Origin of the sequence: Nocardioides sp. (genome assembly GCF_050246775.1) — a bacterium.
In the GTDB taxonomy this organism is placed as follows: domain Bacteria; phylum Actinomycetota; class Actinomycetes; order Propionibacteriales; family Nocardioidaceae; genus Nocardioides.
On the sequence record NZ_JBFWVK010000004.1, the window covers coordinates 269,311 to 291,797 of the forward strand.

Annotated in this window: 21 protein-coding genes; 8 read left to right on the forward strand and 13 right to left on the reverse strand. The window is 69.4% G+C overall.

What is annotated here, in order from left to right; genetic code table 11:
• Positions 1–5: 5 nt before the first annotated feature.
• The gene (locus tag AB7I40_RS18170; RefSeq protein ID WP_428344546.1) at positions 6–1,340 is read left to right on the forward strand and encodes a 3-oxoacyl-ACP reductase; all 1,335 of its coding nucleotides are present in this window, start codon (positions 6–8) and stop codon (positions 1,338–1,340) included.
• Position 1,341: 1 nt separating this feature from the next.
• Entirely contained in the window at positions 1,342–2,181 is an 840-nt protein-coding gene (locus tag AB7I40_RS18175) for a MaoC family dehydratase (RefSeq protein WP_428344547.1), read from the forward strand.
• On the opposite strand, the gene AB7I40_RS18180 is transcribed toward AB7I40_RS18175, so the two are convergent.
• Positions 2,123–3,547, reverse strand: coding sequence for an MFS transporter (locus AB7I40_RS18180; protein ID WP_428344548.1), 1,425 nt, complete (start codon positions 3,545–3,547; stop codon positions 2,123–2,125). The two genes, AB7I40_RS18175 and AB7I40_RS18180, sit on opposite strands and share 59 nt — an antisense overlap.
• A 74-nt stretch (positions 3,548–3,621) precedes the next feature.
• Between AB7I40_RS18180 and AB7I40_RS18185 the strand changes: the two genes are divergently transcribed.
• Positions 3,622–4,008 carry a winged helix-turn-helix transcriptional regulator gene (locus AB7I40_RS18185; protein WP_428344549.1) on the forward strand — a complete coding sequence of 129 codons (387 nt, stop codon included), beginning with the start codon at positions 3,622–3,624 and terminating at the stop codon, positions 4,006–4,008.
• Entirely contained in the window at positions 4,005–4,538 is a 534-nt protein-coding gene (locus AB7I40_RS18190) for a PaaI family thioesterase (protein ID WP_428344550.1), read from the forward strand. Before AB7I40_RS18185 ends, AB7I40_RS18190 begins: the two co-directional genes overlap by 4 nt.
• A gap of 1 nt (position 4,539) precedes the next feature.
• Here AB7I40_RS18190 and AB7I40_RS18195 read toward each other — a convergent pair whose 3' ends face one another.
• Positions 4,540–5,394 (reverse strand): acyl-CoA thioesterase, encoded by an 855-nt coding sequence (locus AB7I40_RS18195; protein WP_428344551.1) that lies wholly within the window; start codon positions 5,392–5,394, stop codon positions 4,540–4,542.
• A 10-nt stretch (positions 5,395–5,404) separates the two neighbouring features.
• Entirely contained in the window at positions 5,405–6,334 is a 930-nt protein-coding gene (locus AB7I40_RS18200; protein WP_428344552.1) for a PAC2 family protein, read from the reverse strand.
• Between the two features lie 114 nt (positions 6,335–6,448).
• Between AB7I40_RS18200 and AB7I40_RS18205 the strand changes: the two genes are divergently transcribed.
• Positions 6,449–7,156 carry a L,D-transpeptidase family protein gene (locus tag AB7I40_RS18205; RefSeq protein ID WP_428344553.1) on the forward strand — a complete coding sequence of 236 codons (708 nt, stop codon included), beginning with the start codon at positions 6,449–6,451 and terminating at the stop codon, positions 7,154–7,156.
• Positions 7,157–7,454: 298 nt separating this feature from the next.
• On the opposite strand, the gene AB7I40_RS18210 is transcribed toward AB7I40_RS18205, so the two are convergent.
• From AB7I40_RS18210 to AB7I40_RS18240, 7 genes are all read right to left on the reverse strand, one after another.
• The gene (locus AB7I40_RS18210) at positions 7,455–8,960 is read right to left on the reverse strand and encodes an amino acid permease (RefSeq protein ID WP_428344554.1); all 1,506 of its coding nucleotides are present in this window, start codon (positions 8,958–8,960) and stop codon (positions 7,455–7,457) included.
• A 23-nt stretch (positions 8,961–8,983) separates the two neighbouring features.
• Positions 8,984–10,900 carry a 1-deoxy-D-xylulose-5-phosphate synthase gene (gene dxs / locus AB7I40_RS18215; protein ID WP_428344555.1) on the reverse strand — a complete coding sequence of 639 codons (1,917 nt, stop codon included), beginning with the start codon at positions 10,898–10,900 and terminating at the stop codon, positions 8,984–8,986.
• 21 nt (positions 10,901–10,921) lie between these two features.
• Positions 10,922–11,833, reverse strand: a complete 912-nt coding sequence (locus tag AB7I40_RS18220; protein WP_428344556.1) for an SMP-30/gluconolactonase/LRE family protein — start codon at positions 11,831–11,833, stop codon at positions 10,922–10,924.
• A 9-nt stretch (positions 11,834–11,842) separates the two neighbouring features.
• On the reverse strand, positions 11,843–12,280 hold the full coding sequence (locus AB7I40_RS18225) for an acyl-CoA thioesterase (protein ID WP_428344557.1): 438 nt from the start codon (positions 12,278–12,280) through the stop codon (positions 11,843–11,845).
• A 62-nt stretch (positions 12,281–12,342) separates the two neighbouring features.
• The gene (locus tag AB7I40_RS18230; protein WP_428344558.1) at positions 12,343–14,067 is read right to left on the reverse strand and encodes an alkaline phosphatase family protein; all 1,725 of its coding nucleotides are present in this window, start codon (positions 14,065–14,067) and stop codon (positions 12,343–12,345) included.
• 146 nt (positions 14,068–14,213) lie between these two features.
• On the reverse strand, positions 14,214–14,432 hold the full coding sequence (locus AB7I40_RS18235) for a hypothetical protein (RefSeq protein WP_428344559.1): 219 nt from the start codon (positions 14,430–14,432) through the stop codon (positions 14,214–14,216).
• A gap of 9 nt (positions 14,433–14,441) precedes the next feature.
• Entirely contained in the window at positions 14,442–14,870 is a 429-nt protein-coding gene (locus tag AB7I40_RS18240; protein ID WP_428344560.1) for an NUDIX domain-containing protein, read from the reverse strand.
• Positions 14,871–14,912: 42 nt separating this feature from the next.
• On the opposite strand from AB7I40_RS18240, the gene AB7I40_RS18245 reads away from it, so the two are divergent.
• Positions 14,913–16,244, forward strand: a complete 1,332-nt coding sequence (locus tag AB7I40_RS18245) for a M20/M25/M40 family metallo-hydrolase (protein WP_428344561.1) — start codon at positions 14,913–14,915, stop codon at positions 16,242–16,244.
• Positions 16,241–17,323: a P1 family peptidase gene (locus AB7I40_RS18250; protein WP_428344562.1), complete on the forward strand. Its 1,083-nt coding sequence runs from the start codon at positions 16,241–16,243 to the stop codon at positions 17,321–17,323. Before AB7I40_RS18245 ends, AB7I40_RS18250 begins: the two co-directional genes overlap by 4 nt.
• Here the strand turns inward: AB7I40_RS18250 and AB7I40_RS18255 are convergent.
• Complete coding sequence (locus tag AB7I40_RS18255) at positions 17,310–18,212, reverse strand: phosphotriesterase family protein (protein WP_428344563.1); 903 nt, start codon at positions 18,210–18,212, stop codon at positions 17,310–17,312. The two genes, AB7I40_RS18250 and AB7I40_RS18255, sit on opposite strands and share 14 nt — an antisense overlap.
• Before the next feature lie 26 nt (positions 18,213–18,238).
• Between AB7I40_RS18255 and AB7I40_RS18260 the strand changes: the two genes are divergently transcribed.
• On the forward strand, positions 18,239–20,149 hold the full coding sequence (locus AB7I40_RS18260) for a CocE/NonD family hydrolase (RefSeq protein WP_428344564.1): 1,911 nt from the start codon (positions 18,239–18,241) through the stop codon (positions 20,147–20,149).
• Between the two features lie 16 nt (positions 20,150–20,165).
• Here AB7I40_RS18260 and AB7I40_RS18265 read toward each other — a convergent pair whose 3' ends face one another.
• Positions 20,166–21,470 (reverse strand): serine/threonine-protein kinase, encoded by a 1,305-nt coding sequence (locus AB7I40_RS18265; RefSeq protein WP_428344565.1) that lies wholly within the window; start codon positions 21,468–21,470, stop codon positions 20,166–20,168.
• 22 nt (positions 21,471–21,492) lie between these two features.
• Positions 21,493–22,482 carry a phosphatase PAP2 family protein gene (locus AB7I40_RS18270; protein ID WP_428344566.1) on the reverse strand — a complete coding sequence of 330 codons (990 nt, stop codon included), beginning with the start codon at positions 22,480–22,482 and terminating at the stop codon, positions 21,493–21,495.
• Positions 22,483–22,487 lie beyond the last annotated feature (5 nt).

Here is a 22,487-nt window from a genome sequence, read left to right on the forward strand (position 1 = left end):
CGACCATGAGCGACCGCTACCAGTCCTTCATCCACACGGGCGTCGGCCAGTTGCTGGCGAAGAATCTCGGCCTCCCCGATCCGCCGGTTCTCCAGCGGTGGGCCCCTGGTTCACCGCTCGTGGACGGCACCGTCGTCGTCGGCGGCTCCGGCCGACTCGACCGCAGCCTCCCGGCAGCCCTCAAGCGCCTGGCCATCGCCTCGACGCGCGCGCCAGCCGAGGGCGAGCGCTTGCGTGGGCTGGTCTTCGACGCGACCGGCATCGCCACCTCGGAGCAGCTCGTCACCCTCACCGGGTTCATCACGCCGCTGCTGCGCAGGCTGACGTCGTGTGCCCGAGTGGTGGTGATCGGCACCGCACCCGAGCTGCTCAGCGGACGGGAACGGGTGGCCCAACGCGCCCTCGAAGGTTTCACGCGCTCGCTCGGCAAGGAGATCGGGCACGGCGGCACGGTCCAGCTCGTGTACGTGGCCCCCGGCGCCGAGGCCGCTCTGGACTCGACCTTGGCGTTCCTACTGTCCCCGAAGTCGGCCTACGTGTCGGGACAGGTCGTCCGGATCGGCGTCACGGGCAGCCAGAAGGCCGGGAAGGCCACCGACAAGCAGCACCCTCTGGCCGGCAGGGTCGCCCTGGTCACGGGCGCCAGTCGCGGCATCGGCGAGCAGATCGCCCGTGTTCTGCACCGCGACGGAGCGACCGTGGTGGGGGTCGATGTGCCCCAGGCCGCCAGCGAACTGCAGACCCTGATGAAGGAGCTGGACGGCGACTACCTCACGCTCGACATCACCCGCTCCGATGCCCCCCAGCGCATCGCCCAACACGTGACCCGGACCCACGCAGGGGTCGATGTCGTCGTGCACAACGCTGGCATCACCCGGGACCGCAAGCTGGCTAACATGTCCGCGGAGCGCTGGAGCTCGGTGATCGCGGTGAACCTGACCGCACCCGAGCTCATCACCCGTGCCCTCCTGGACGGCGGTGCGATCCGACCCAACGGCCGCATCATCGGGGTCGCCTCGATCGCCGGCATCGCGGGCAACCTGGGCCAGACCAACTACGCGGCCTCCAAGGCTGGCGTGATCGGCCTGGTGGACTCGCTGGCCGGCGAGCTCACCGACGGCATCACGGTCAACGCCGTCGCCCCGGGCTTCATCGAGACCAAGATGACCGCCGCCGTCCCGTTCGCCACCCGCGAGATCGGCCGCCGGCTCAACTCGATGTCCCAGGGCGGCCTCCCGGTCGACGTCGCCGAGACGATCGCCTGGTACGCCGATCCACGCTCCACCGCGGTCAACGGCAACGTGGTCCGGGTCTGTGGCCAGATGATGCTGGGCGCCTGACGTGCTCGACCTGGTGCGCGCCGCCCTGCCCTCCGTGCCGGTCGTCAACCGGCTGCCCGGCGTACGCAAGACCGGCGACGGCACACTGCCCGACACGATCCGGCGTCGACAGGCCACCGTGGTCCGGTCCGAGGTGGCGTCGTACGCGGACGTCTGCGGCTTCCCGGAGCGCGACACCGCACCTCTGACGTTCCTGCACGTGCTGGCCTTCCCCCTGCACCTCGAGATCATGACCGACCGCGCGTTCCCCTTCCCAGCCATCGGCACGGTGCACCTGGGCAACTCCATCACCCAGCATCGTCGGGTGGCGATCGGCGAGGGGGTCGGGGTCTCCGCGTCGGCGGTTCGGCTGCGTGAGCACCCGAAGGGCCGCCTGTTCGATGTGGACGTCACCGTCACGGCGTCCGGCGACACGGTCTGGGAGAGCACGTCGACCTACCTGCGCCTGGGCTCCGGGCACCCCGAGGTCGGAGCGGAACCAGTGTTCGAGACCGTGCCGGCCGGCGGCATCCCGTGGCGGCTTCCGGCCGATCTGGGCCGTCGATATGCAGCAGTCTCCGGTGACCACAACCCGATCCACCTCTACCCGCTGACCGCGAGGGCGCTGGGCTTCCGGCGTCAGATCGCCCACGGGATGTGGAGCCTGGCCCGCTGCGTGGCCGCAGTGGAGAACCGCCTTCCCGCGGGCGTGCGGGTGGAGGTCGGTTTCCGCAAGCCGATCTTCCTGCCGGGAACCGTGTCGATCGGAGTGCAGGAGTCCGACCACGGGCTCGCCTTCTCGCTCACGAGCGTGAGCTCGGGAGCCCCGCACCTTCTCGGGCGCGCGACGTACGTCGACTGACCTCTGCGCGGGCGACGATCGCGAGCACCAGTGCGCCGACCAACGTGACGGCTGCGCTCACGGCGACAGCGGTGTTCCAGCCGGCCACCAGGCTGACGCTGTCCTCCCCGCCGCCGGCGCGCGTGGCGATCACCGTGAAGAGCGTGATCCCGCAGGCGGCGCCGAGGTAGCGCGCGGTCTGGTTGGCGCCACTGCCCATGGCCGCCCGGTCACCCGGGACGCTGGCGACCGCCTCGCGGCCGAGCAGCGCGTTGAGGACGCCGGTCGCCAGACCGCTGACGACCAGCGCCGGCACGAGGCGCCACGTGCTGGAGTCCGCGGAGACGCCCAGCGCCAGGGCCAGCCCGAGGGCGACCACGACGAACAGACCTGCCAGCGGCGACGTGCCGACCAGCGGCCACGGTGACCGGCGCAGGGCGACGGAAGCCACGACGCTCGTCATCGACCACGCCAAGACCAGCAGGCTCCCGGTCCACAACGTGCCGCCGAGGCCGGCTTGGACCAACGTGGGCACGAACGAGGTCGTGCCGATCATGCCGGCTCCCAGGACCAGCGCCCCGACCGTCGCGCCGACGAAGCGGGGCTCACGCAGCAGGGCCAGGTCCACCAGGGGGTCCTCGACCTTGCTCTCGACCCACGCGAACCCGGCGAGCGAGAGCAGCGCCACCACGACCAGTTGCACGGTCAGTGCGCTCAGCCCCGAGCGTCCCTCCGTCAGGGCGGTCACGAGCAGGGTCAGCGCCAGGCTGAGCAGGACCAGACCGGGCAGGTCCACACGGCGTGGCGAGGTCGGCGCGGCGTCCTGGGGGTCCATCACCCAGTGCAGCGTGGCGGGGACCAGAACGAAGGCGGCCACCGCCACGCAGGCGTAGGTCTCACGCCAGCCCGAACCCACGTCGAGGGCCGCCGCCAGCACACAGCCGACCGAGATGCCGAGGGCGACACTGGCTCCCCAGATCGCGGTGGCGTGACCTCGCGGCGGCCCGACCGGAAACACGTCGGCGAGGATCGCCAAGCCGCACGCGAGTACGGCGGCGCCTCCCCCACCCTCCACCACGCGGGCCAGGACGAAGACGAGGGAGCCGGGTGCCAACGCGCAACCGAGGGCGCCGACACCCATCAGCGCGAGACCGGCGACGTAGACCCGGCGCCGCCCGAGGCTGTCGCCCAGGACGCCGGAGGCCAGGAGCAGGGCCGCCAGGCCGACGCTCATGGAGCTCAGGATCCACGCCCGGGCCGCTGCGCCCGCACCCAGGTCGGCCGCAGTGGCCGGCACGGTGGCCATCGGGGTGACGTAGGTGATCAGCACCAGCGCCGTACCCAGGCTGATGAGCAACAGCGGCCGGGCCGTGCGGGTGGTGTCCATGGGTGCTCTCTCCCGGATCGGTGGGCGACGAGTGCTACAGTGAGTTTGACTTTCAAACTAGCACGGAGGTGGAGATGCGCGCACTCGCAGAGCTCCCCGGGCGCCCCTGCCCGATCGCCGCCTCACTCGAGGTCGTCGGCGACCGCTGGTCCCTGCTGATCGTCCGGGAGATCTCCCTCGGCTCGACGCGCTTCACCGACATCGTCGCGGGGACGGGAGCGCCCCGCGACCGGGTCGCGGCACGACTGCGCAGCCTGCTCGAGGAGGGCGTGGTGCGGCGCGTGGCCTACCAGGACTCCCCCACCCGCTACGACTACCACCTCACCGAGGCGGGCCTGGCGCTGCTGCCCGTCCTGTCGAGCCTGCTCACCTGGGGCAAGCAGTACGCAGTCGCGGCCGACGATCCGGACCGCGACAGACACCGACGCGTCACACCATCACGAGCCGAGGAGCCTCGATGACCACCAGCCAGACCTCCACCTTCGCCAGCCACTGGGGCGAGGAGCGCTCAAAGGTCGTCACCTGGCACGACCCTGGACCCTCCACCCGAGCCGGCCTGTCGCTGTCGGGCCTGGACTACCTCACCGCCATGCTCGAGGGAGAGCTGCCACCCCCGCCGATCGCTGGGCTCATGGAGATGACCATGACCAGCGTCACCGAGGGCCACGTCGAGTTCACGTGCCTGCCGGACGAGTCGGCGTACAACCCCATCGGGGCGGTCCACGGCGGCTTGGTGTGCACGCTGCTTGACACGGTGGCCGGCTGCGCCCTCCACAGCGCCCTGCCCGCCGGGCGCGGCTACACCTCCATCGAGATCAAGGTCAGCTACCTCAAGGCGGTGCGCGCCAGCAGCGGCCTGCTGACCGCTGTCGGGACGGTGGTCAAGACGGGCTCCCGTGTCGGGTTCACCGAGGGCGTCGTCCGGGACTCCACCGGCGCCGTCGTGGCCACCGCCTCCAGCACCCTGCTCGTCTTCGACCTTCCGGCCTGACTCAGGCGTCGCGAACGACGCGGATCAGACCCTCCTGGGCGACCGAGGCGACCAGCCGGCCGTCCTGGGTGAAGACGCTGGCCAGGGCCAGGCCCCGCCCGCCGGAGGCCGAGGGTGAGTACTGGTCGTAGAGCCACCACTCGTCAGCGCGGAACGGTCGGTGGAACCAGATCGTGTGGTCCAGGGAGGCCGGCTGGACCTTGGGTGAACCGATGTGCAGGCCGTGAGGTGCAAGGGCCGACCCCAACAGCGTCAGGTCGCTGGCGTAGGTGAACGCGGCGTTCTGCACGATCGGGTCGTCCGACATCCGCCCGCCGATGCGGATCCACAGCCTGGTCTGTGCGGACGGCCCGCCGTCCGGGGCATCACCGTTGCCGGCGTAGCGAACGTCGAGGGCGGCCCACTCACGTTGCCAGGCGTCAGGATCGCGCACCGAGTGGTTCGAGAACAGCTCGGCCAAGGACAACGACTCCTCCGGGGAGGGAACGTCGGGCATCCGCGCCTGGTGGTCGTAGCCGTCTTCGGGCTTCTGGAAGTCAGCGGTCATGTAGTAGATCCCGCGCCCGTGCTGACGGGCAACGACCCGTCGGGTCGCGAACGATCGCCCCTCCCGCAACGACTCGACGTCGTAGACGATGGGCACGGCCGGGTCGCCGGGGCGCAGGAAGTAGCTGTGCAGGGAATGGATCTGATAGGCGCTCGGCGTCGACCGCGAGGCGGCGATCAGGGCCTGCGCGGCCACCTGCCCCCCGAAGACGCGCTGCAGGGAGCTGTCGGGTTGCAGTCCGCGAAACAGGTTGAGGTCGATGTCCTCGAGGTCGAGCAGCTCGGCGATCTCGTCGGCGGTGGCTGGCACGGACGACTCCTCAGGTCTCGTCGGTGTTGTCAGGGGCGTCCAGGCCGGCCAGGAAGCGCTCGAACTGGGCTCCGATCTCCTCGCCGGTGGGCAACGGGGAGTCATCGGCCAGCAACGACATCCCGGAGTCCTCGGCCAGCTGGAAGGAGTCGTACTGCTGCTCGAGCCCCTCGACGACCTGGCTGATCTCGTCATTGTTGGCCAGGTAACCGGCGATCTCCTGGTCGGTCTGCTCTGCGGACTCGGCCAGGGCACCGGCGTCCAGCGAGAGGCCCGTGGCAGCCTCGGTCTGCTCCAGGAGGGCGATAGCAGCGCGCGGGTAGCCCATCTGCGACAGGTAGTGCGGCACGTGCGCGACGAACCCGAGCGCCGAGTGACCCCACTCCCCCAGCCGCAGCTCCAGCAGGGCATGGGCGCTCGAGGGAATCCGCAGCTCGCCCTGCCAGCGGCTCTCGCCCTGGATCAGGGCAGGGTCCGTGGCGTGCGGGGTGATCGCGATGGCGCGGGTGTGCGGCACCGCCATCGGCACCGCAGCGAGCGAGAGCACCGAGCTGACATCGAAGCGCTCGACGACCTGGCGGACAGCGGCCGCAAAGCCCTCCCACCGTGAGTCAGGTTCGGGGCCGCGCAGGAACAGGTAGGGCAACATCTGCTGATCGCGCATCAGCCGCACCGTCATCCGCGGGGCGTCGTACTGCTCGTAGTGGTCACGCATGAACGACATCGCAGGGCGCCGGGCGCGGTAGTCGTAGAACTCGTCGACGTCGAAGGTAGCGACCACCTTGCCGCCGTTGCCGAGCTCCTCGAGGTGGTCCGCAGCGATCCCCGCGGCGTTGCCGGCGTCCAGGAATCCGTGCAACACCAGCACCAGGACGGGCTTCTGCCCACTGAGCTCGGGCACGTCATCCACGATGTGCACGAATCTCGAACCGTCTGCCACGCTCACTCCTCAGTCGCTGAAGCCCTGCCGGGTTCCAAGAACACCCTAGGGGAGGCGACCATTCCCTTGACGGACGCGTCGAGGAGACCATGGAGACGAGGAAAGGATTCAGCGATGTCGAAACGGCTCGTCCCGGTGATCTGCCTGCTCGTCCTGGCCCTGGTGATGCCCGACCCGGCACACGCTGCGTCGGCACCCGGCAAGCCGTGGGTGGAGAAGGCACAGCGGCGGCTCAACCAGCTCTCCTGCGATGCCGGTCCGGCCGATGGCAAGGTCGGCGAGCACACCCGCTCGGCGGTGATCCGGTTCCAGTCCCGGCTGGGCCTGCGGCAGACAGGTCGACTGATCCAGATCGCCAAGGTGCGGTTGTACGCCGAGGACGCGCCCACGTGCACCGACCGACCGATCCCACCGCGCAGCGGCAAGGGCCGCCGTGTCGTGATCAGCCAGCGACAGAACTGGGTGTGGCTGGTGGGAGCCGGCGGACGCGCCGTCGCGCAGTCGGGCATGGTCGACAACACCTCGGTGCTGCGCCCGCGCGTGGGGACCGTGGGCTCCTACTGCGGACGCGCGGCTCGGATCAAACGCAACACCGACGGCCACGGGCTGTGGCTCGACAACTTCGTCCGGTTCGCCTCCTGCGGGATCGGCTTCCACCGCATACCGCGCTACATGTCCAGCGGTCGTCAGATACATGCCGATTGGCTCGTCGGCACCGATCTGCGCACCTCCCACGGCTGCATCCGGACCCCGAAGGCCTTCTCAGCGAAGGTCTGGCGCTTCGCCCATGTCGGCACCCGCGTGCACGTGATCCGCGGCTGACGGTCGCGGATGGTCGGTTCATCAAGGTATGCAGGTGAACCGACACTTCCCTTGGCGAATTCACGCCGGGAAGTGATGGTTGGTCGTGGGAAGTTGTGGTGGCTGTGACGCAGACGTGCTCGCGCTCGGCCGCGGCGCACCATTCCGCTGAACGGCGGGTACGCCGACCTGATGATCGCCAGTGCGCCCGGCCCGTCCCATCCTCCTCAGCTCCCCTGGACGAAGCACCACTTCCCATGCTGAGTTCACCGAGGAAAGTGGCAGTTCACCTGCATACCTTGATGAACCCACCCGCCAGTCACGGCGCAGAGTAGTCCTGCGCAGGCACGCCCTGGCCACGACCGACGCGGGAGTTGCGGTAGCCGTAGGTGAAGTAGATGACGAACCCGAGGGCCATCCAGACCAGGAACCGAAGCCAGGTCTCGACGCTCAGGTTCAGCATCAGGTAGAGGCAGATCAGCGCCGAGAGGATCGGCAGCGCCGGGGACAGCGGCACCTTGAACGAGCGCTTGAGGTCCGGGCGCCGTTTGCGCAGGATCGGGATCGCGATCGAGACCAGCGCGAACGCCGAGAGCGTCCCGATGTTGACCATCTCCTCCAGCTTGCCGATCGGCGTGAACGAGGCGACAACGGCGACGATGGCCCCAATCGTGAGCGTGATCTTCAACGGCGTGCCGGTCTTGGGGTTCACGTGGGCGTAGCCCGAAGGCAGCAGGCCGTCACGACTCATCGCGAACAGCACCCGGATGGCGCCGATCATCAGCGTCATCACCACCGTGGTCAGACCGGCGACCGCACCGGCCGAGATCAAGGTGGCGTAGCCATCGTGGCCACGGTCGCTGAACGCGGTCGCCAGCGCCGCCTCGGCATCGATGTCCTTGTAGTTGACCATCCCGGTGATCACCAGGGCGACGGCGACGTAGAGCACCGTGCAGATCGCCAGCGAGAAGATGATGCCGCGCGGCAGGTCGCGCTGCGGGTTGTTGGCCTCCTCCGCGGTGGTCGCGACCACGTCGAAGCCGATGTAGGCGAAGAAGACCACCGAGGCTGCCGAGACGATGCCGAGGATGCCGTAGACCTGCGGCTCGAGGCCGAACAGGACCTGCACCAGCGGGGCATGGATCCACCCCTCTGCTCCGGCCGCCGGGCCCGTGGACGGTGGGATGAAGGGGTCGTAGTTGTCGGTGTTGATGAACTGGATGCCCATCACGATCACGAAGAGGACCACGAAGAGCTTCACCCCGACCAGCACCAGGTTGACCCGCAGGCTCTCCTTGATGCCGTAGGCGACGAGCGCCGTCAGGATGAGGACCAGGAGCAGGGCCGCGAGGTTGAAGTGCCCGAAGCTCGCGTCCGGCGAGGGTCCGAGGCTCTCGGGCCAGGTGATCCCGATCTCGTCGAGGAACGTCACGAAGTAGGTGCTCCACCCCTGGGCCACCACGCTGGCACCCAGCATCAGCTCGAGGATCAGGTCCCAGCCGATGATCCAGGCCACCATCTCGCCGAGAGTCGCGTAGGAGAAGGTGTACGCCGACCCCGACACCGGGACTGTGGAGGCGAACTCGGCGTAGCACAGGGCCGCCAGCGCACAGCAGATCGCGGCGATGATGAACGAGAACACCACCCCGGGTCCGGCGTAGGCCTGGGCGGCACGACCGGTGAGGGTGAAGATGCCGGCCCCGATGACGACCCCGATGCCGAAGACCGTGAGGTCGAGCACGGTGAGTCGCTTCTTGAGTTTGAACTCCGGGTCCTCGGTGTCACCGATGGACTGTTCGACTGACTTGGTGCGGAACACGCTCATGTCCCGGGAACCTACGCCCTGGACTAGTCCACGTCGAGCGACACCCCGGCAGGCGTGTGCAGCTCGCGTCCCTCGTCCAGTGCGGTGACGTCCTCCACGATTCCGCGAGCCAGCGACTGGGCGCCCAGCCCGACCCGCTCCAGGATCACCGCACGCTTGGCGTGGTCCAGGAACTCCTGCGGGATGCCGTGCAGCCGGAAAGGCGTGCCCACCCCGGCCCGGTTGAGCGTCTGCAGCAGGACCGCGCCGCAGCCACCGATCTCACCGTTGTCCTCCAGCGACACCACCAGGCGGTGCTGGCGGGCCAGCTCGACGATGGCCGGGTCGACCGGCTTGACCCAGCGCGGGTCCACGACCGTCACTCCGATGCCCTGGGCCTCCAACCGCTCGGCAACGTCGACGGCGGTGGTGGCCATGGCCCCGACCGCCACGACCAGCACGTCCTTGCGGCCGGTGCGCACCAGCACATCGGCTCCCCCGGCCCGGGCGATCGCCGGCAGGTCATCAGGGGGCGGCCCCTTCGGGAAACGTACGACGGTGGGCGCATCGTCGACGGCGATCGCCTCGGCCAGCAGCTCACGCAACCGCGTCGCGTCGCGCGGGGCAGCCAACCGCAGGCCGGGCACGACCTGCAGGATCGAGAGGTCCCACATGCCGTTGTGGCTGGCACCGTCGTCGCCGGTGACCCCGGACCGGTCCAGGACGAAGGTGACCCCGCACTTGTGCAGGGCGACATCCATCAACACCTGGTCGAAGGCTCGGTTGAGGAACGTCGCGTAGAGCGCCACCACCGGGTGCAGACCGCCCATCGCCAGCCCTGCCGCCGATGTGGCGGCATGCTGCTCGGCGATGCCGACGTCGAAGGTGCGCTCGGGGAACCGGGCGGCGAACGTGTCCAGGCCCACCGGGTGCATCATCGCCGCGGTGATCGCCACGAGGTCGCTGCGCTGCTCGCCCAGGTGCACGATCTCCTCGGCGAACACGTCGGTCCAGATCCTCGGCTTCGGGGTCTCCTTGCCGGTCCCGACGTCGAAGGGGCCCGGGGAGTGGAACTGGTCGGCCTCGTGCCGCTCAGCGGCGTCATAGCCGAAGCCCTTGTGCGTGATGGCGTGCACGATGACCGGCCCGTTGAACCGTTTGGCCTGCGCCAGCACTTTCTCCAGCTCCACCCGGTCGTGGCCGTCGACCGGTCCGACGTACTTCAGCCCGAGGTCCTCGAAGAGCCCCTGCGGGGCGAGTGCGTCCTTCATGCCCTTCTTCATCGCGTGCAGAGCGTCGTAGGCGACCGGCCCGATGCCCTTGACCGCGTTGAGGCGCTTCTTGACCTGCTCCAGGACGGCCTCGTAGCGCGGGTTGGTGCGCAGGTTGGTCAGGGCCAGGGAGAGGCCCCCGATCGTGGGGGTGTAGGAGCGTCCGTTGTCGTTGACCACGATGACCAGGCGGCTGTCGTTGGCGATCGCGATGTTGTTGAGCGCCTCCCAGGCCATGCCACCGGTGAGCGCGCCGTCGCCGATGACCGCGACCACGTGGCGCTTCTCCCCACGGATCGCGTAGGCCTTCGCCAGGCCGTCGGCGTAGCTCAGCGCGGTGGAGGCGTGGGAGTTCTCCACGATGTCGTGCTCGGACTCGCCGCGACTGGGGTAGCCGCTGACGCCACCCTCCTGCCGCAGCTTCGCGAAGCCGTCGGCACGGCCGGTGAGCAGTTTGTGCACGTAGGCCTGGTGGCCGGTGTCGAACACGATGCGGTCGGTCGGACTGTCGAACACCCGGTGGATGGCCATGGTCAGCTCGACCACACCCAGGTTCGGCCCGAGGTGACCACCGCCGCGGGAGCAGGCCTCGATCAGGAAGTCGCGGATCTCCGCAGCCAGCTCGGTCAGCTGCTCGGAGGTCAGACCCTGGAGGTCTCGAGGCGCGCTGATCGACTCCAGGTGTCCCATGGGCCCGAGTCTAACGCCGGGTCACAGCGTGAAGACGGCGACCGCGGGCTCGTGCAGGCTCCCCATCCAGACCTCGCCGTCGTGCTCCCTGACCCCGGTGACCATGTGGAACCTGTCGTCCTGGATGTCGACGTCGTGGACCAGCCGACCGGCGGTGTCGTAGGCCTGGACGCGGATGGTGCGCTTCGGCCTGGGTTGCAGCCGGTCGGGGATCCGGGTGACGGCGCGCCGCAGCGGCAGAGGTGCGCGCTGGAGGCGCTCGACGACGCGATCGCGTGGACTGGCGATCGTCACCCAGATGAGTCCGTCGCTCCCCCGGGCGATGTTGTCGGGGTAGCCCGGCAGGTCAGCCACCAGGTAGTCCCGGGTGCCGGACTGTGGGCCGGAGAGCCACAGGCGTACGACGGTCCTGGCGCCGGTCTCGGCGACCGCGACGAAGCTGTCGTCCGTGGCGAGCGCGACCCCGTTGGCGAAGGCGAGGCCGTCGAGGGCGACACTGAGCTGGCCGTCGTCGGTGAGCTTCAGGAGGCGCCCGGTCCGGGTGTCCTCGACGAAGTCGCACTTCCACTGATCCACCGAGTAGAGCGTGGAGGAGTCGGAGAACCAGATGGTCCCGTCCGCCTGGACCGCTGCGTTGTTGCAGAACATCATCGGCCGGCCCGCGACCCGGTCGACGGTGCTCTCGAGGCCGCCCGTGGCGGGATCGACCTTCAGCAGGCCCCGCTTGGCGTCGCAGACGAGCAGGCGCCCGTCGGGGAGCACCTCGATCCCCAGGGGGCGGCCGCCTGTGTGGGCGACCCGGTCGATGCGCTGCCCGTCGTGGCGGATCCGGAAGATGGAGCCGTCCTCGGTGCCGGTGTAGACAGCACCGTCGGCACCGACGACCACGTCTTCTGCGCCTGCTGCTGGGACCTGGTGCACCTCGAAGGTCATGCACGCAACCTAGTGCCCGGCGGCCGTTTCCTGCTTGCGGATCTGACGGCGCCGCTCCGCCTTGCGCCAGCGACGCAACTCGTCCTCGGTCTCGGGCACCAGGGGCGTGACCGCGACGGGCTTGCGGTCGTCGTCGAGTGCCACCATCGTGAAGTAGCTCGAGTTGGTGTGCCTGACGTGCTGCTGGCGGATGTCCTCGGTGGTGACCCGGATGCCGACCTCCATGCTGGTGCGACCGGTGTAGTTGACCGAGGCGTCGAAGGTGACGAGCTCCCCGATGTGGACCGGTTCCAGGAAGGTCACTCGGTCGACCGACAGGGTGACGACGTACTGCGCGGCGTACCTGCTGGCACACGTGAAGGCCACGTGGTCCAGCAGCCGCAGGATGCTGCCGCCGTGCACGTCCCCGGAGAAGTTCGCCATGTCCGGGGTCATGAGGAGGGTCATCGAGAGACGGTGACGGGGGCCAGGTCGGGTGACGTCATCTGACATGGCCCCCATCTTGCCGCTCAGGGCAGGTAGTAGCTCTTGCCGTCCATCCAGTGCGTCTTCGGGATCCGGAGATCGCGCAGGATGGTGGGCAGGATGTCGACCGAGCGGATGGCTCCGGACGGTCTCGATCCGGCCTTGACGCCGGCGCCGTAGAACACGATCGGAATCCGCTGCACCGACTCCTGGGCCCCACCGTGGTCGCCCTTGGCGCCATAACTGGTGTTGTCGGCGAGCAGCCCGATGACGTCGGGGCCGTAGGGTGCGGCTTCGGTGTTGACGATCTCCTGAGCGTGTTTGCGGTACCACGCCCACTCGGAGTCCGACCATTGAGAACGAGGCGCCTGCCAACGCAGTACGTAGCGTCCGGCGTTGCGGATGTACGACGCTCGTACGCCACCCAGGGTCGACATCACGTCAGCCGCCTGTCGCTTGGCCTTCGTGGAGGTGTCGTCGAGCCAGGTACGGATGGCCGAGTCCTGCATGCTCACCCGCATGTTGCCGTCGGTGGCCGGCGTGAATCCGGTGCCACCCAACCCGAGGATGAGCTTCTGGATCTCAGGCGACGGCGACAGGTAGGTCTCGTCGGCGTCGGCGCCGTAGTACCAGTTGAGGTTGCCGCGATTGACGCCGTCGACACCGTAGAAGTTGTCGCCGGTGAGCTGCGCGTGGTCGGTGGTGAGCACCACGAGCGTCTCGTCCAGCAGCCCGTCGGCCTCGAGTTTGTCGACGATGCGCCCCACCTGCTCATCGGCGACGTGAGCTGCGTTGGCCATGTGGCTGGTCGGGTCCTCTGCCCCTGCGGGGTAGGGCGCAACGTCGTTGAGGCCGCCCCACATGTGACCGGACTTGTCGATGCCGCCCATGGTCAGCAGCAGGCCGCTCCAGTCCTCGTGGTCCATGACAGCCAGGGCCGCATCGGTCGTCCACACGTCTCCACCGGGGTGGTCGGCATCGGGTCCGCTGATGTCGCGGTTGCCCTGCAGCGGGTAGTTCCACGCCGGCGAGGTGGTGAGGGTGCCGTAGTTGAGGTTGGAGTCCGCGTCGACATAGAAATGGCTGTCGGCCGGACAGGTCGGGGCCACCGTGGCCTCCGTGATGTACGTCGGCACGTTGACGCCGACGGGCCCACGCCAGGTGTTGTCGGCCACTGCGTCGCCGTCACAGTCGAAGCTTCGGCCTCCGAAGGTCACGCGGATGTCGGCACCCGTGCTCATCGCATACATCGCGTAGTTCTTCTGGCCGAACGAGGCGACGATCTTGCCGGGGTACTTCGCGTGCAGGTAGTCGGCGAGCTTCGGGTAGCCCTTGTCGGCCACGAGCGAGTCGAATTGCGGCTGGCTCATCGAGCCGCTGACATACATGGTGTCGGGGGTGCCCAATACGCCGTCGGTGTCTCGGAACCACTCGTCGGCCCAGCCCATGTGCTTGGGCAGCATGCCGCTGGTCATCACGTTGTGACTGACCACGGTCTCCGAGGCCATGTGGCCCAGGTAGGCGTTGTCGAAGGTTGCTCCACCAGCCATGAGGGCCTTGACGTTCTGCATGTCGAAGGCGTCGATGAACTCCGGGCGCAGCTGGTCGAGCACGATGAACATCACCCGTTTGGGCGTCGCGGGAGCGGCGGCCGCTCCTGGTGGCGCATTCGTCGAACCCTGCGCCGGCAGCAGGGCCGCGCTGACTCCGAGCGGGATCACGGCGGCGGCCACGAGCCACCGCAGACGTGTTGACAGATTCCTGGGCATGTGAACCTCCACCTCGTTGTGGCACAGCACCGAGAGATCGCGCGAACCCGACCGTTCCGCATCGCGCAACGCTGTTGCGTCTCGTGCGCAACGTAGCGAGCACCGGTCGGCCGGTCAAGGCCCCCCAGTACGGCGCTCGGCGCTGCTCAGCGACCCTGGTTGCGCGGATGTTGCCGGGCCGTGCGTTCGTTGCCGCGCTTGTAGTTGCCGGTCCAACGCGCCATCACGCCCTGGGGGTCGTCCTCGACCTCGGCGAGGAACTCGGCCGCCCGCTCCCCGCGCAGGGTGGTGGCCCGGCGTCCATGGTGGGTGATGACGACCTCACCACTCGGGGCGATCTCGTAGTCGAAGCCGTGGGCGGGCACGAGATGACCCTAATGCGCCAGCCGCCGGTACAGCTCGGAGTCGAGGAACTCCGGGACGATCGCCGCCGCCGCCGTGGTCAGGTCGAGGCCCCGCGCCACGTCCGGCGCGACGAACACGATCTGGCGGCCCTCGTGGCAGACCACCTGGTCCTGGGGGACATCAGTGGCGGCCGCGTACACCGCCATCCGGTCCAGGCTCGCGTAGACCTCGTGCCAGACCGGGAACTCCTTCCAGAACTCCAAGGATCCTGGTGGGGCGACGATCTCGGTCTCCTCGGCCAGCTCGCGATAGGCGGCCGGCTCGAAGTCCTCCCCCGGGTCGACATGGCCGCCGACCAGCCCCCACCTGTCCGGATCGATCGCCGGGTGCTCATCGCGTTCCTGCAGCAGCAGGCGACCGCGTGCGTCGACGAGGATGACACCGGCGAAGTTACCCATGGCTCGACCGTAGCCCGACGCTGGAAGCGATAGCGTCGCCCCATGGATGGACTGCACCGCGAAGTCGTCGAGCTCACCCAGGACCTGATCCGACTGGACACCTCCAATGCCGACGGCGGTCGCGGCAGCGAGCACCGGGGCGACGAGACCTCCGTGGCCGTTCATCTGCGCGACTACCTCGAGGACGCCGGGATCGACTGCGAACTGGTGGCCCGTGAACCCCACCGGGCCAATCTCGTGGCCCGGATCCCCGGCACGGGAGACGCCCCGAGCCTGGCCTTCGTCGGGCACACCGACGTGGTTCCGGTCGACGCCCGTGACTGGACGCACCCGCCCTTCGGTGCCGTCATCGACGACGGTGGCTGGTTGCACGGTCGCGGTGCCATCGACATGAAGAACGAGGTCGCCGCCCGCGCGGTCGCCCTCAAGGAGCTGGCGCGTTCGGGTTGGCAGCCCGAGGGTGACCTCTGGTTCCTCGCCGTGGCCGACGAGGAGGACGGGATGGCCGACGTCGGCATGCGCTGGCTGCTCGAGGTGCGCCCCGACATCCGCCCTGACCTCAGCATCAACGAGGGCGGCGGCGAGAAGCTCGATCTCGTCGACGGCCGATCGATGATCAGCGTGGGCGTGGGTGAGAAGGGCACCTACCCGGCCCGGGTGACCGCCACCGGTGAGGCCGGGCACGGATCCACCCCGAGCGTCGGCAACAACGCCGTCCCGCTGCTCGGCGAGGTGCTGCGACGCATCGGCAAGGGCATGCCGAAGCCGCAGCGATCCGAGCTCGTCGACCACATGCTGACCGTCCTGATCGGCGGCCCTGGCGACGATCTCCAGGCGGCCCTCGACCAGGCCGGAAGCCTCCACCCCGAACTGCGTCACTACCTGCCCGCGCTCGTCGGCATCACGATGGCGCCGACCATGGTCGGCGGCTCCAGCAAGCGCAACGTGATGCCGAGCCGGGCCTGGGTCGAGCTCGACTGCCGACTGCTGCCGGGCACCACCGAGGCCGACGTCGAGCGCGCGGTGCGCGAGCGCCTCGGCGAGGGCATCGACTACGAGCTCACCTGGCCCGAACACCTCATCGCCGGAAGCTCCTCACCGGCGCAGGGACCGATCCTCGACGCCATCTCCGCCTTCCTCGAAGCCGAGCAGGTCGACGCCGAGGTGCTGCCCAGCCTCGGGACCGGCTTCACCGACTCGGTCTACCTGCGCGCCGCCGCCGGCACCGCGGCGTACGGCTTCTCACCCTTCCTGAGTACGCCGAGCGACGTCATCGCGGCGGGTTTCCACAACGCCAACGAGCGGGTGCACATCGATGACCTGCTGCTGTCGGTGCGGTTCCACCTCGACCTGGCACGAAGGATCCTCCGATGAGGGCACGAGAGCTCGGGATCACGATCGGCACTCTGCCCACCGGGGAGCACAACGCCATCACCGACGTGGCCGGGGTGCGGGTCGGCCACACCACCCTGGTCGAGGGCGACGACATCCGGACCGGGGTCACGGTGGTGGTGCCGGCCGACCACGTGGCCGCCGACCCGGTCTATGCGGCCCACCACCGCCTCAACGGCAACGGCGAGATGACCGGCCTGCCGTGGCTCGAGGAAGCGGGCCTGCTGCACTCCCCCATCGGCCTGACCAACACCCACAGCGTCGGCGTCGTGCGCGATGCCCTGGTGGCCCTGGAGCTCGCCGAGATCTCGCCCGGCGTCGAGACCTGGGCGCTGCCGGTGGTCGCGGAGACCTGGGACGGTGAGCTCAACGACGTCGACGGCTTCCACGTCACGGGCGAGCACGCCCGGGCCGCCTACACCTCGGCCCGAGGTGGCCGCGTCGAGGAGGGCGCCGTCGGTGGCGGCACCGGGATGACCTGCCACGAGTTCAAGGCAGGGATCGGCACCTCCTCACGCACGGTGGGTCGGTGGACGGTCGGAGTGCTGGTGCAGGCCAACTACGGACGTCGGGAGCGGTTCAGCGTCAACGGGGTCCCGGTCGGTCTCGAGATCGGCACCGACGTCATCCCAGGGGTCGGACCCGCGCCCCGGGCCGCCCCTGGGGCCGGCTCCATCATCGGGATCGTCGCCACCGATGCCCCACTGCTGCCCTTGCAGTGCCGTCGCCTGGCACAGCGATCCTCCCTCGGGATCGCCCGGATGGGTGGCGTCGGGGAGAACAGCAGCGGTGACCTGTTCCTGGCCTTCTCGACGGCCAACCGGGGCATGGGCCTGCTCGTAGCACACGCCCCTGACGTGGCCAGCGTGCAGACGATGAGCAACTCCGCGATGACACCGCTGTTCGATGCCGTCATCGAGGCCACCGAGGAGGCGATCCTCAACTCGATCCTCGCTGCCGACACCATGACCGGACGGGGCGGCACCACGGCGTACGCACTCGAGCACGGCCTGTTGCTGGCCGCCCTGGCGAAGTACGGCCGCCCCGCTAGTCCCCGGTGAGCATCCGACGCGGGTTCGTGACCAGGAGCTGCTCGAGGTCGGAGTCCTCGAAGCCTTCGGCGCGCAGCCGGTCGGCGAACGTGGTGACCACGTAGGCATAGCCAGGCCCCCCGAACGTTGCGTAGTTGGAGCGCAGGCAGACGTCCTGGCTGAGCAACAGGCGGTCCAGGAACCCCTCGTCGGCCATGCTCTTGATCCAGTCCAGGCGACAGCGGGTGTCGTACTCGCTCTCCCCCTGCACGGTGTCGAACTGCACGAAGGCACCCCGCCTGGCCAGGGCCAGGTGGTAGTCGTGGTCCGGCACCATGTCGCAGTGCCCGACGACGACCCGGCGAGGGTCGACGCCCTCCTCCATGAGCAGGTCGAGCTGGGGCAGCCCGACCGGCCAGCGGGCCGCGTGGGTGGTGATGGTCAACCCGGTGCGGTGGTGGGCTCGGGCTGCGGCCCGGAAGGAGCGCTCCTCGAGCGCCGTCATCACCCGGTCGCAGCCGATCTCGCCGATGATCCCGGCCCGCACCCCGTCCACGCCCTCCTCGATGTCGCGCACGATCCGGTCGGCCACGGCATCGGTGGACCACTCGTCGACCTCCGGCGGGAAGTAGGCGCGCCGGTAGAAACCGCACCCCATCACGATGTTGAGGCCGGTGCGGGTGGCCATGCTGCGCAGTGCCGCGGGATCGCGCCGGAGGCCCACGCTGGTGACGTCCACGACACTCCGGCCGCCGGCCTCGGCGTACAGCGTCAGCTCGTGGGCGGCCAGCGCCGGATCGTTGAGCAGGCCGTCCCCCCGATACTCCCGCGTCAGGTCGAGGAACACATGCTCGTGCGGCAGCGTCACCCCGAGATCACCAGCATCGATCGGACCCAGGACCGTCATCACACTCGCCACAGGTCGAATACTGCAACACTTCCCTCATGAGTGGCAGCACCGTTGAGACCAGGATCGCGATGTCGGATGGGGTGGAGCTCGCCGCCACCCTCTACCTCCCGGACACGAGCGAGCCCCAGCCGTGCCTCCTGGAGGCCCTGCCCTACCGCAAGGACGACCTGACGTCGTCGTACGCCGAGGGCTACGAGGTCCTGCGTGACACCTATGGGTACGCCGTGTGCCGGCTGGACGTGCGCGGCACGGGTTCCTCGTCCGGCGACGCGACCGACGAGTACCCGCCCGAGGAGCAACGTGACCTCGTCGAGGTGATCTCCTGGCTGGCCGACCAGCCCTGGTGCGACGGCCAGGTGGGCATGTGGGGGACGTCGTACTCAGGCTTCAACTCACTGCAGATCGCGTGCGAACAGCCCCCCGCCCTCAAGGCCGTCTGTGCGATCTACTCCAGTGACGACCGCTGGACCGACGACGTGCACTGGAGGGGCGCGGCACTGAAGCTGGTCGACCTGGTCGACTACAACCACTACATGACGCCGATGTGCGTGCTGCCCCCGGTGCCGGCTGTCTGGGGCGAGGGCTGGGACACCGAGTGGCAGCGCCGGCTCGACAGCTTCGAACCGTGGGTGCTGACCTGGCTGCGCGAGAACCGGGACTCGGCCTACTGGCGATCGGGGTCGGTGCGTCAAGGACCCGGAGGCGCCGGCTACGAACGGATCCAGATCCCCGTCCTGCTGGTGGCCGGCTGGGCGGACGGCTATCGCAACAACAGCTTCCGGACCATCGAGCAGCTGGCCGCGAACGGCGTCGCGCACCGGCTCCTGGCCGGTCCGTGGGCCCACGCGGACCCGTCCACTGCGATGCCGGGTCCGCGGATCGACTTCGACGCCGAGATGGCCGCCTGGTTCGACCACTGGTTGCGGGGCGTCGGCGAGCACGAGGACGGGTGCGACGTGTTCGTGCGCACCTCCACCCGGCCCGAGCCGGACCTGGAGATGCATGAGGGCTACTGGGTGCGCCTGCCCTCGATGCCTCCCACCGGCGCGCTCGCCCTCGACCTGGCCGGGCCTCGCTCGCTGGACGTCGAGCCCGATGTCGGCACCGCGGCCTGGATCGACTGTGCGGGCCACCTGCCGTGGGGGCAGTCGGGGGATCAGCGCCTGGACGAGGCGCGCTCCCTGACCTGGGACCTGGTGCCGCCGGTGGGCGCGTTCGTCGGGCACCCACGCGCCCACCTGAAGGTGAGCGTGGACGCACCGGTGGCCTCGCTGTCGGTGAAGCTCTCGGATGTCTACGCGGACGGCACCTCGGCGCTGGTCAGCCGCGGCACGGTCGACCTGGCCTTCCGCGACGACGTCCACGCGGCGGCGCAGCCGTTGACCCCTGGCACCGTCTACGACGTGGACCTCGACCTGGACGCGTGCGCCTACGCCTACGACGCCGGTCAGGTGCTGCGCGTGAGCGTCGCCGGATCGGACTGGCCGAACACGATCGCCCCGCCGGCACCGGTCAACCTGACCGTTCACGAGGCCAGGCTGGAGCTTCCGATGCTGCACGGCGACTTCCCTGCGCCGAGTTTCGGAGCCGGAGCGGCGGCCTCGTCGGAGAATCCCGAGGGTGCCGTGTGGGAGATCCGTCACGACGTGCTCTCGCGTCGGACCACCGCCCGCACCGGATCGGTGTCGGCCTACGACACGCCCTATGGCGGGACCGCCCGCGAGGACTACCAGGGATCGGTGTGGGTGGAGCGCCGCTCGCACGAGCAGGGGCTGCACGCGGACACGACCTTCGACCTGACCTGGCCCGGCGTGGTGCTGCAGGTGCGGTCAGTGATGGACCTGGCCATCACCGTGGACGGCTACGAGGTGTCGATCGAGGTGCTCGCCACCCGGGACGGCACGGAGATCAGCCGGCGCAGCTGGACCGAGACCATCGCCCGGTGAGCCGGAGGCCGAGGCGTCACACTTCGCCGTCGATCAGGTAGGTGCCGTCGCGCAGCACCAGTTGGAGCGTCGGGCTGTCGTCGAAGAGCTTGTTGCCCTGGGCGTCGCGGTAGGTGACGTCGTAGCGCACGGTGAGGGTCTCCGGATCGGCGACGATGTTGCTGACCTCGGCGACCGGTCGGCTCCGCCAGCCCTTCTGGTACTGCCCGAAGTTGCCGCTCTCGTCCTGGAACGAGGGCGTCAGCATCTGCCACGAGGCCTGCTGGTCGGTGGTCGCCGTGGCCACGTACGTCCTCACGAAGTCCTGCATGCCCGCGGCGGTGGCCCGGGCGCCCGGCGTGGCGGAGGTCGAGGACGACGAGGAGCCCGAGGGGCTGTTCACCCCGGGGTCGCTGCCATCTCCGTCGCCCACCAGTGCCCACACCCCCAGCGCGGCCAGGAGCACCGCGAGGGTGCCCGCCAGGGCCAGCAGAGGCGTGCGACGCCGGGGCGGTTCAACAGGCGCGGGGAGTTCTTGGGTCGTCTCGGGGAGCGCACCGGCCGGCCCGGTCGCCAGGAACTCGCGGACCCGTGACATCGGCCAGCGGGCCGTCGGATCGACCGTCATCGCGCCTTCGAGCAGCGGAGCCAGCCACCCGGCCTGCGGTGGGCGTGGGGGCGGGTCGTTGACGATCCGGTGCAGGGTGGCCAGCACGTGTCCGTCGGACTCGTAGGCAGGGGAACCTGTCAGGGCCAGGTACAGCGCGGCCCCGAGCGACCAGACGTCGCTGGCCGCGGTCGCGACCGATCCCGTGGCCACCTCGGGCGCGAGGTACGCCGGCGAGCCGATCAGCATCCCGGTCTGTGTCAGGGACTCGTCACCGGTCGAGCGGGCGATGCCGAAGTCACTGAGCTTCACCAGTCCGTCGGCACCGACCAGGATGTTGGAGGGCTTCACGTCCCGGTGCACGATCTGCTGCGCGTGGGCTGCGGCCAAGGCATCGGCGACCCGGGCGAAGATCGCCGCCGCACCGTCGGGGCTCAGCGGTCCGTGTCGGCGCACCAGCTCGGTCAGGGTGACCCCGTCGACGTACTCCATGACCAGCCACTGCTCGTCACCCTCGATCACCAGGTCCAGGACCGAGACCACATGGGGATGGTTGAGGGTGGCGGCGAGACGGGCCTCCCGCTGGGCGCGTCGGGTGGAGGGGTCGCTGGCCGCACCCGTGGCGATCCTCTTGATGGCCACTGACCGGCCCAGGAGCTCGTCGCGGGCGAGCCAGACCACGCCCATGCCACCGCGACCGATCTCGTGCTGGAGGTCGTACCTGCCTGCGATCACCGGTGCCCCTCGCCCGCCCGGATCAATCGATCCGCAGAGTGCGCGGATGGATCGTCTTCTCACCGAGCTTCAGCGCTGCCAGGGCCAGCACGATGCCCACGACGTCGTCGATCACGAAGTGCCACCCGAAGTAGATGGTGGCCAGCACGGTGCCCGCGAAGACCACCGACATCAGAGCCGTCGCCCAACGGCGGCCGTGCCGACGCACGGTCATGAGGATCAGGAAGGTGAAGGCAACGTGCAGGCTGGCGAAGGCCGAGATGGCCGCGAAGCCGTCCGCCGCGCCCGGATCGGCCAGCAGCGCGGCCCGGTCCGCGAGCAGGGTGTCCTGCTTGGCGGTGATGATGGTGTGCGGCAGCAGTGCGAACTGCGCCGGCGCGGTGGCGAACGGGCCGAGGGACGGGATCAGGTAGTAGGAGCAGATGCCCAGCACCCACAGCCACATGGCCGAGGCGATGAACACGAAGCCGTCACGCACGCGCGGCGCGAACACCACCGAGGCGACCACGGCGACGGCGACCAGGCTGGCGAAGGACTCGTAGAGGTAGGCCAACCCCTGCGCCACGACCTGCTCGCCGATGAAGGTGTGCAGCAGGTCGTGCAGGAGTGCGGCGGGGTCGTGGCCGAAGAACAGCCGGTCGTCCACCCGTGCCAGGAAGTCGTCGCGATCGGTCCTGAACGCGGTCCAGCTCTTCAGGTTGCGGTAGGCGGCGTAGACCACGTGGTAGGCCAGGAGGCCACCCAGGGCCAGGGCGATCTCGCGGCCGGTGCGGGTGCGCCGGCGCACCAGCCAGTCGACCAGGCACAGGCCAGCGAAGAGCAGCACCGAGATCGCCACCCGGTTGCGGAACACGACCCCGGCGGGGTCCCTGAGCGGCACCCCCACCTGATCGGACACCGCCAGCGCCACCAGGAGGAAGGTGACCGCCAGGAGCCACAGGCGGATCAGCCAGCGGCTGTTCTCGCCGTCGGCAGTGGTCGCGGCGGCGTCCACGTTGCTCATGTCACTCATGTCAC

Bases quoted from the DNA above. Each gene is read 5' to 3' on its own strand.
- AB7I40_RS18185 (WP_428344549.1), top strand. From the start codon at position 3,622: ATGCGCGCACTCGCAGAGCTCCCCGGGCGCCCCTGCCCGATCGCCGCC.
- AB7I40_RS18205 (WP_428344553.1), top strand. From the start codon at position 6,449: ATGTCGAAACGGCTCGTCCCGGTGATCTGCCTGCTCGTCCTGGCCCTG.
- AB7I40_RS18210 (WP_428344554.1), bottom strand. From the start codon at position 8,960: ATGAGCGTGTTCCGCACCAAGTCAGTCGAACAGTCCATCGGTGACACC.
- AB7I40_RS18260 (WP_428344564.1), top strand. From the start codon at position 18,239: ATGAGTGGCAGCACCGTTGAGACCAGGATCGCGATGTCGGATGGGGTG.
- AB7I40_RS18270 (WP_428344566.1), bottom strand. From the start codon at position 22,482: ATGAGTGACATGAGCAACGTGGACGCCGCCGCGACCACTGCCGACGGC.
- AB7I40_RS18230 (WP_428344558.1), bottom strand. From the start codon at position 14,067: ATGCCCAGGAATCTGTCAACACGTCTGCGGTGGCTCGTGGCCGCCGCC.
- AB7I40_RS18220 (WP_428344556.1), bottom strand. From the start codon at position 11,833: ATGACCTTCGAGGTGCACCAGGTCCCAGCAGCAGGCGCAGAAGACGTG.
- AB7I40_RS18245 (WP_428344561.1), top strand. From the start codon at position 14,913: ATGGATGGACTGCACCGCGAAGTCGTCGAGCTCACCCAGGACCTGATC.
- AB7I40_RS18190 (WP_428344550.1), top strand. From the start codon at position 4,005: ATGACCACCAGCCAGACCTCCACCTTCGCCAGCCACTGGGGCGAGGAG.
- AB7I40_RS18225 (WP_428344557.1), bottom strand. From the start codon at position 12,280: ATGACCCTCCTCATGACCCCGGACATGGCGAACTTCTCCGGGGACGTG.
- AB7I40_RS18250 (WP_428344562.1), top strand. From the start codon at position 16,241: ATGAGGGCACGAGAGCTCGGGATCACGATCGGCACTCTGCCCACCGGG.
- AB7I40_RS18180 (WP_428344548.1), bottom strand. From the start codon at position 3,547: ATGGACACCACCCGCACGGCCCGGCCGCTGTTGCTCATCAGCCTGGGT.
- dxs (WP_428344555.1), bottom strand. From the start codon at position 10,900: ATGGGACACCTGGAGTCGATCAGCGCGCCTCGAGACCTCCAGGGTCTG.
- AB7I40_RS18170 (WP_428344546.1), top strand. From the start codon at position 6: ATGAGCGACCGCTACCAGTCCTTCATCCACACGGGCGTCGGCCAGTTG.
- AB7I40_RS18240 (WP_428344560.1), bottom strand. From the start codon at position 14,870: ATGGGTAACTTCGCCGGTGTCATCCTCGTCGACGCACGCGGTCGCCTG.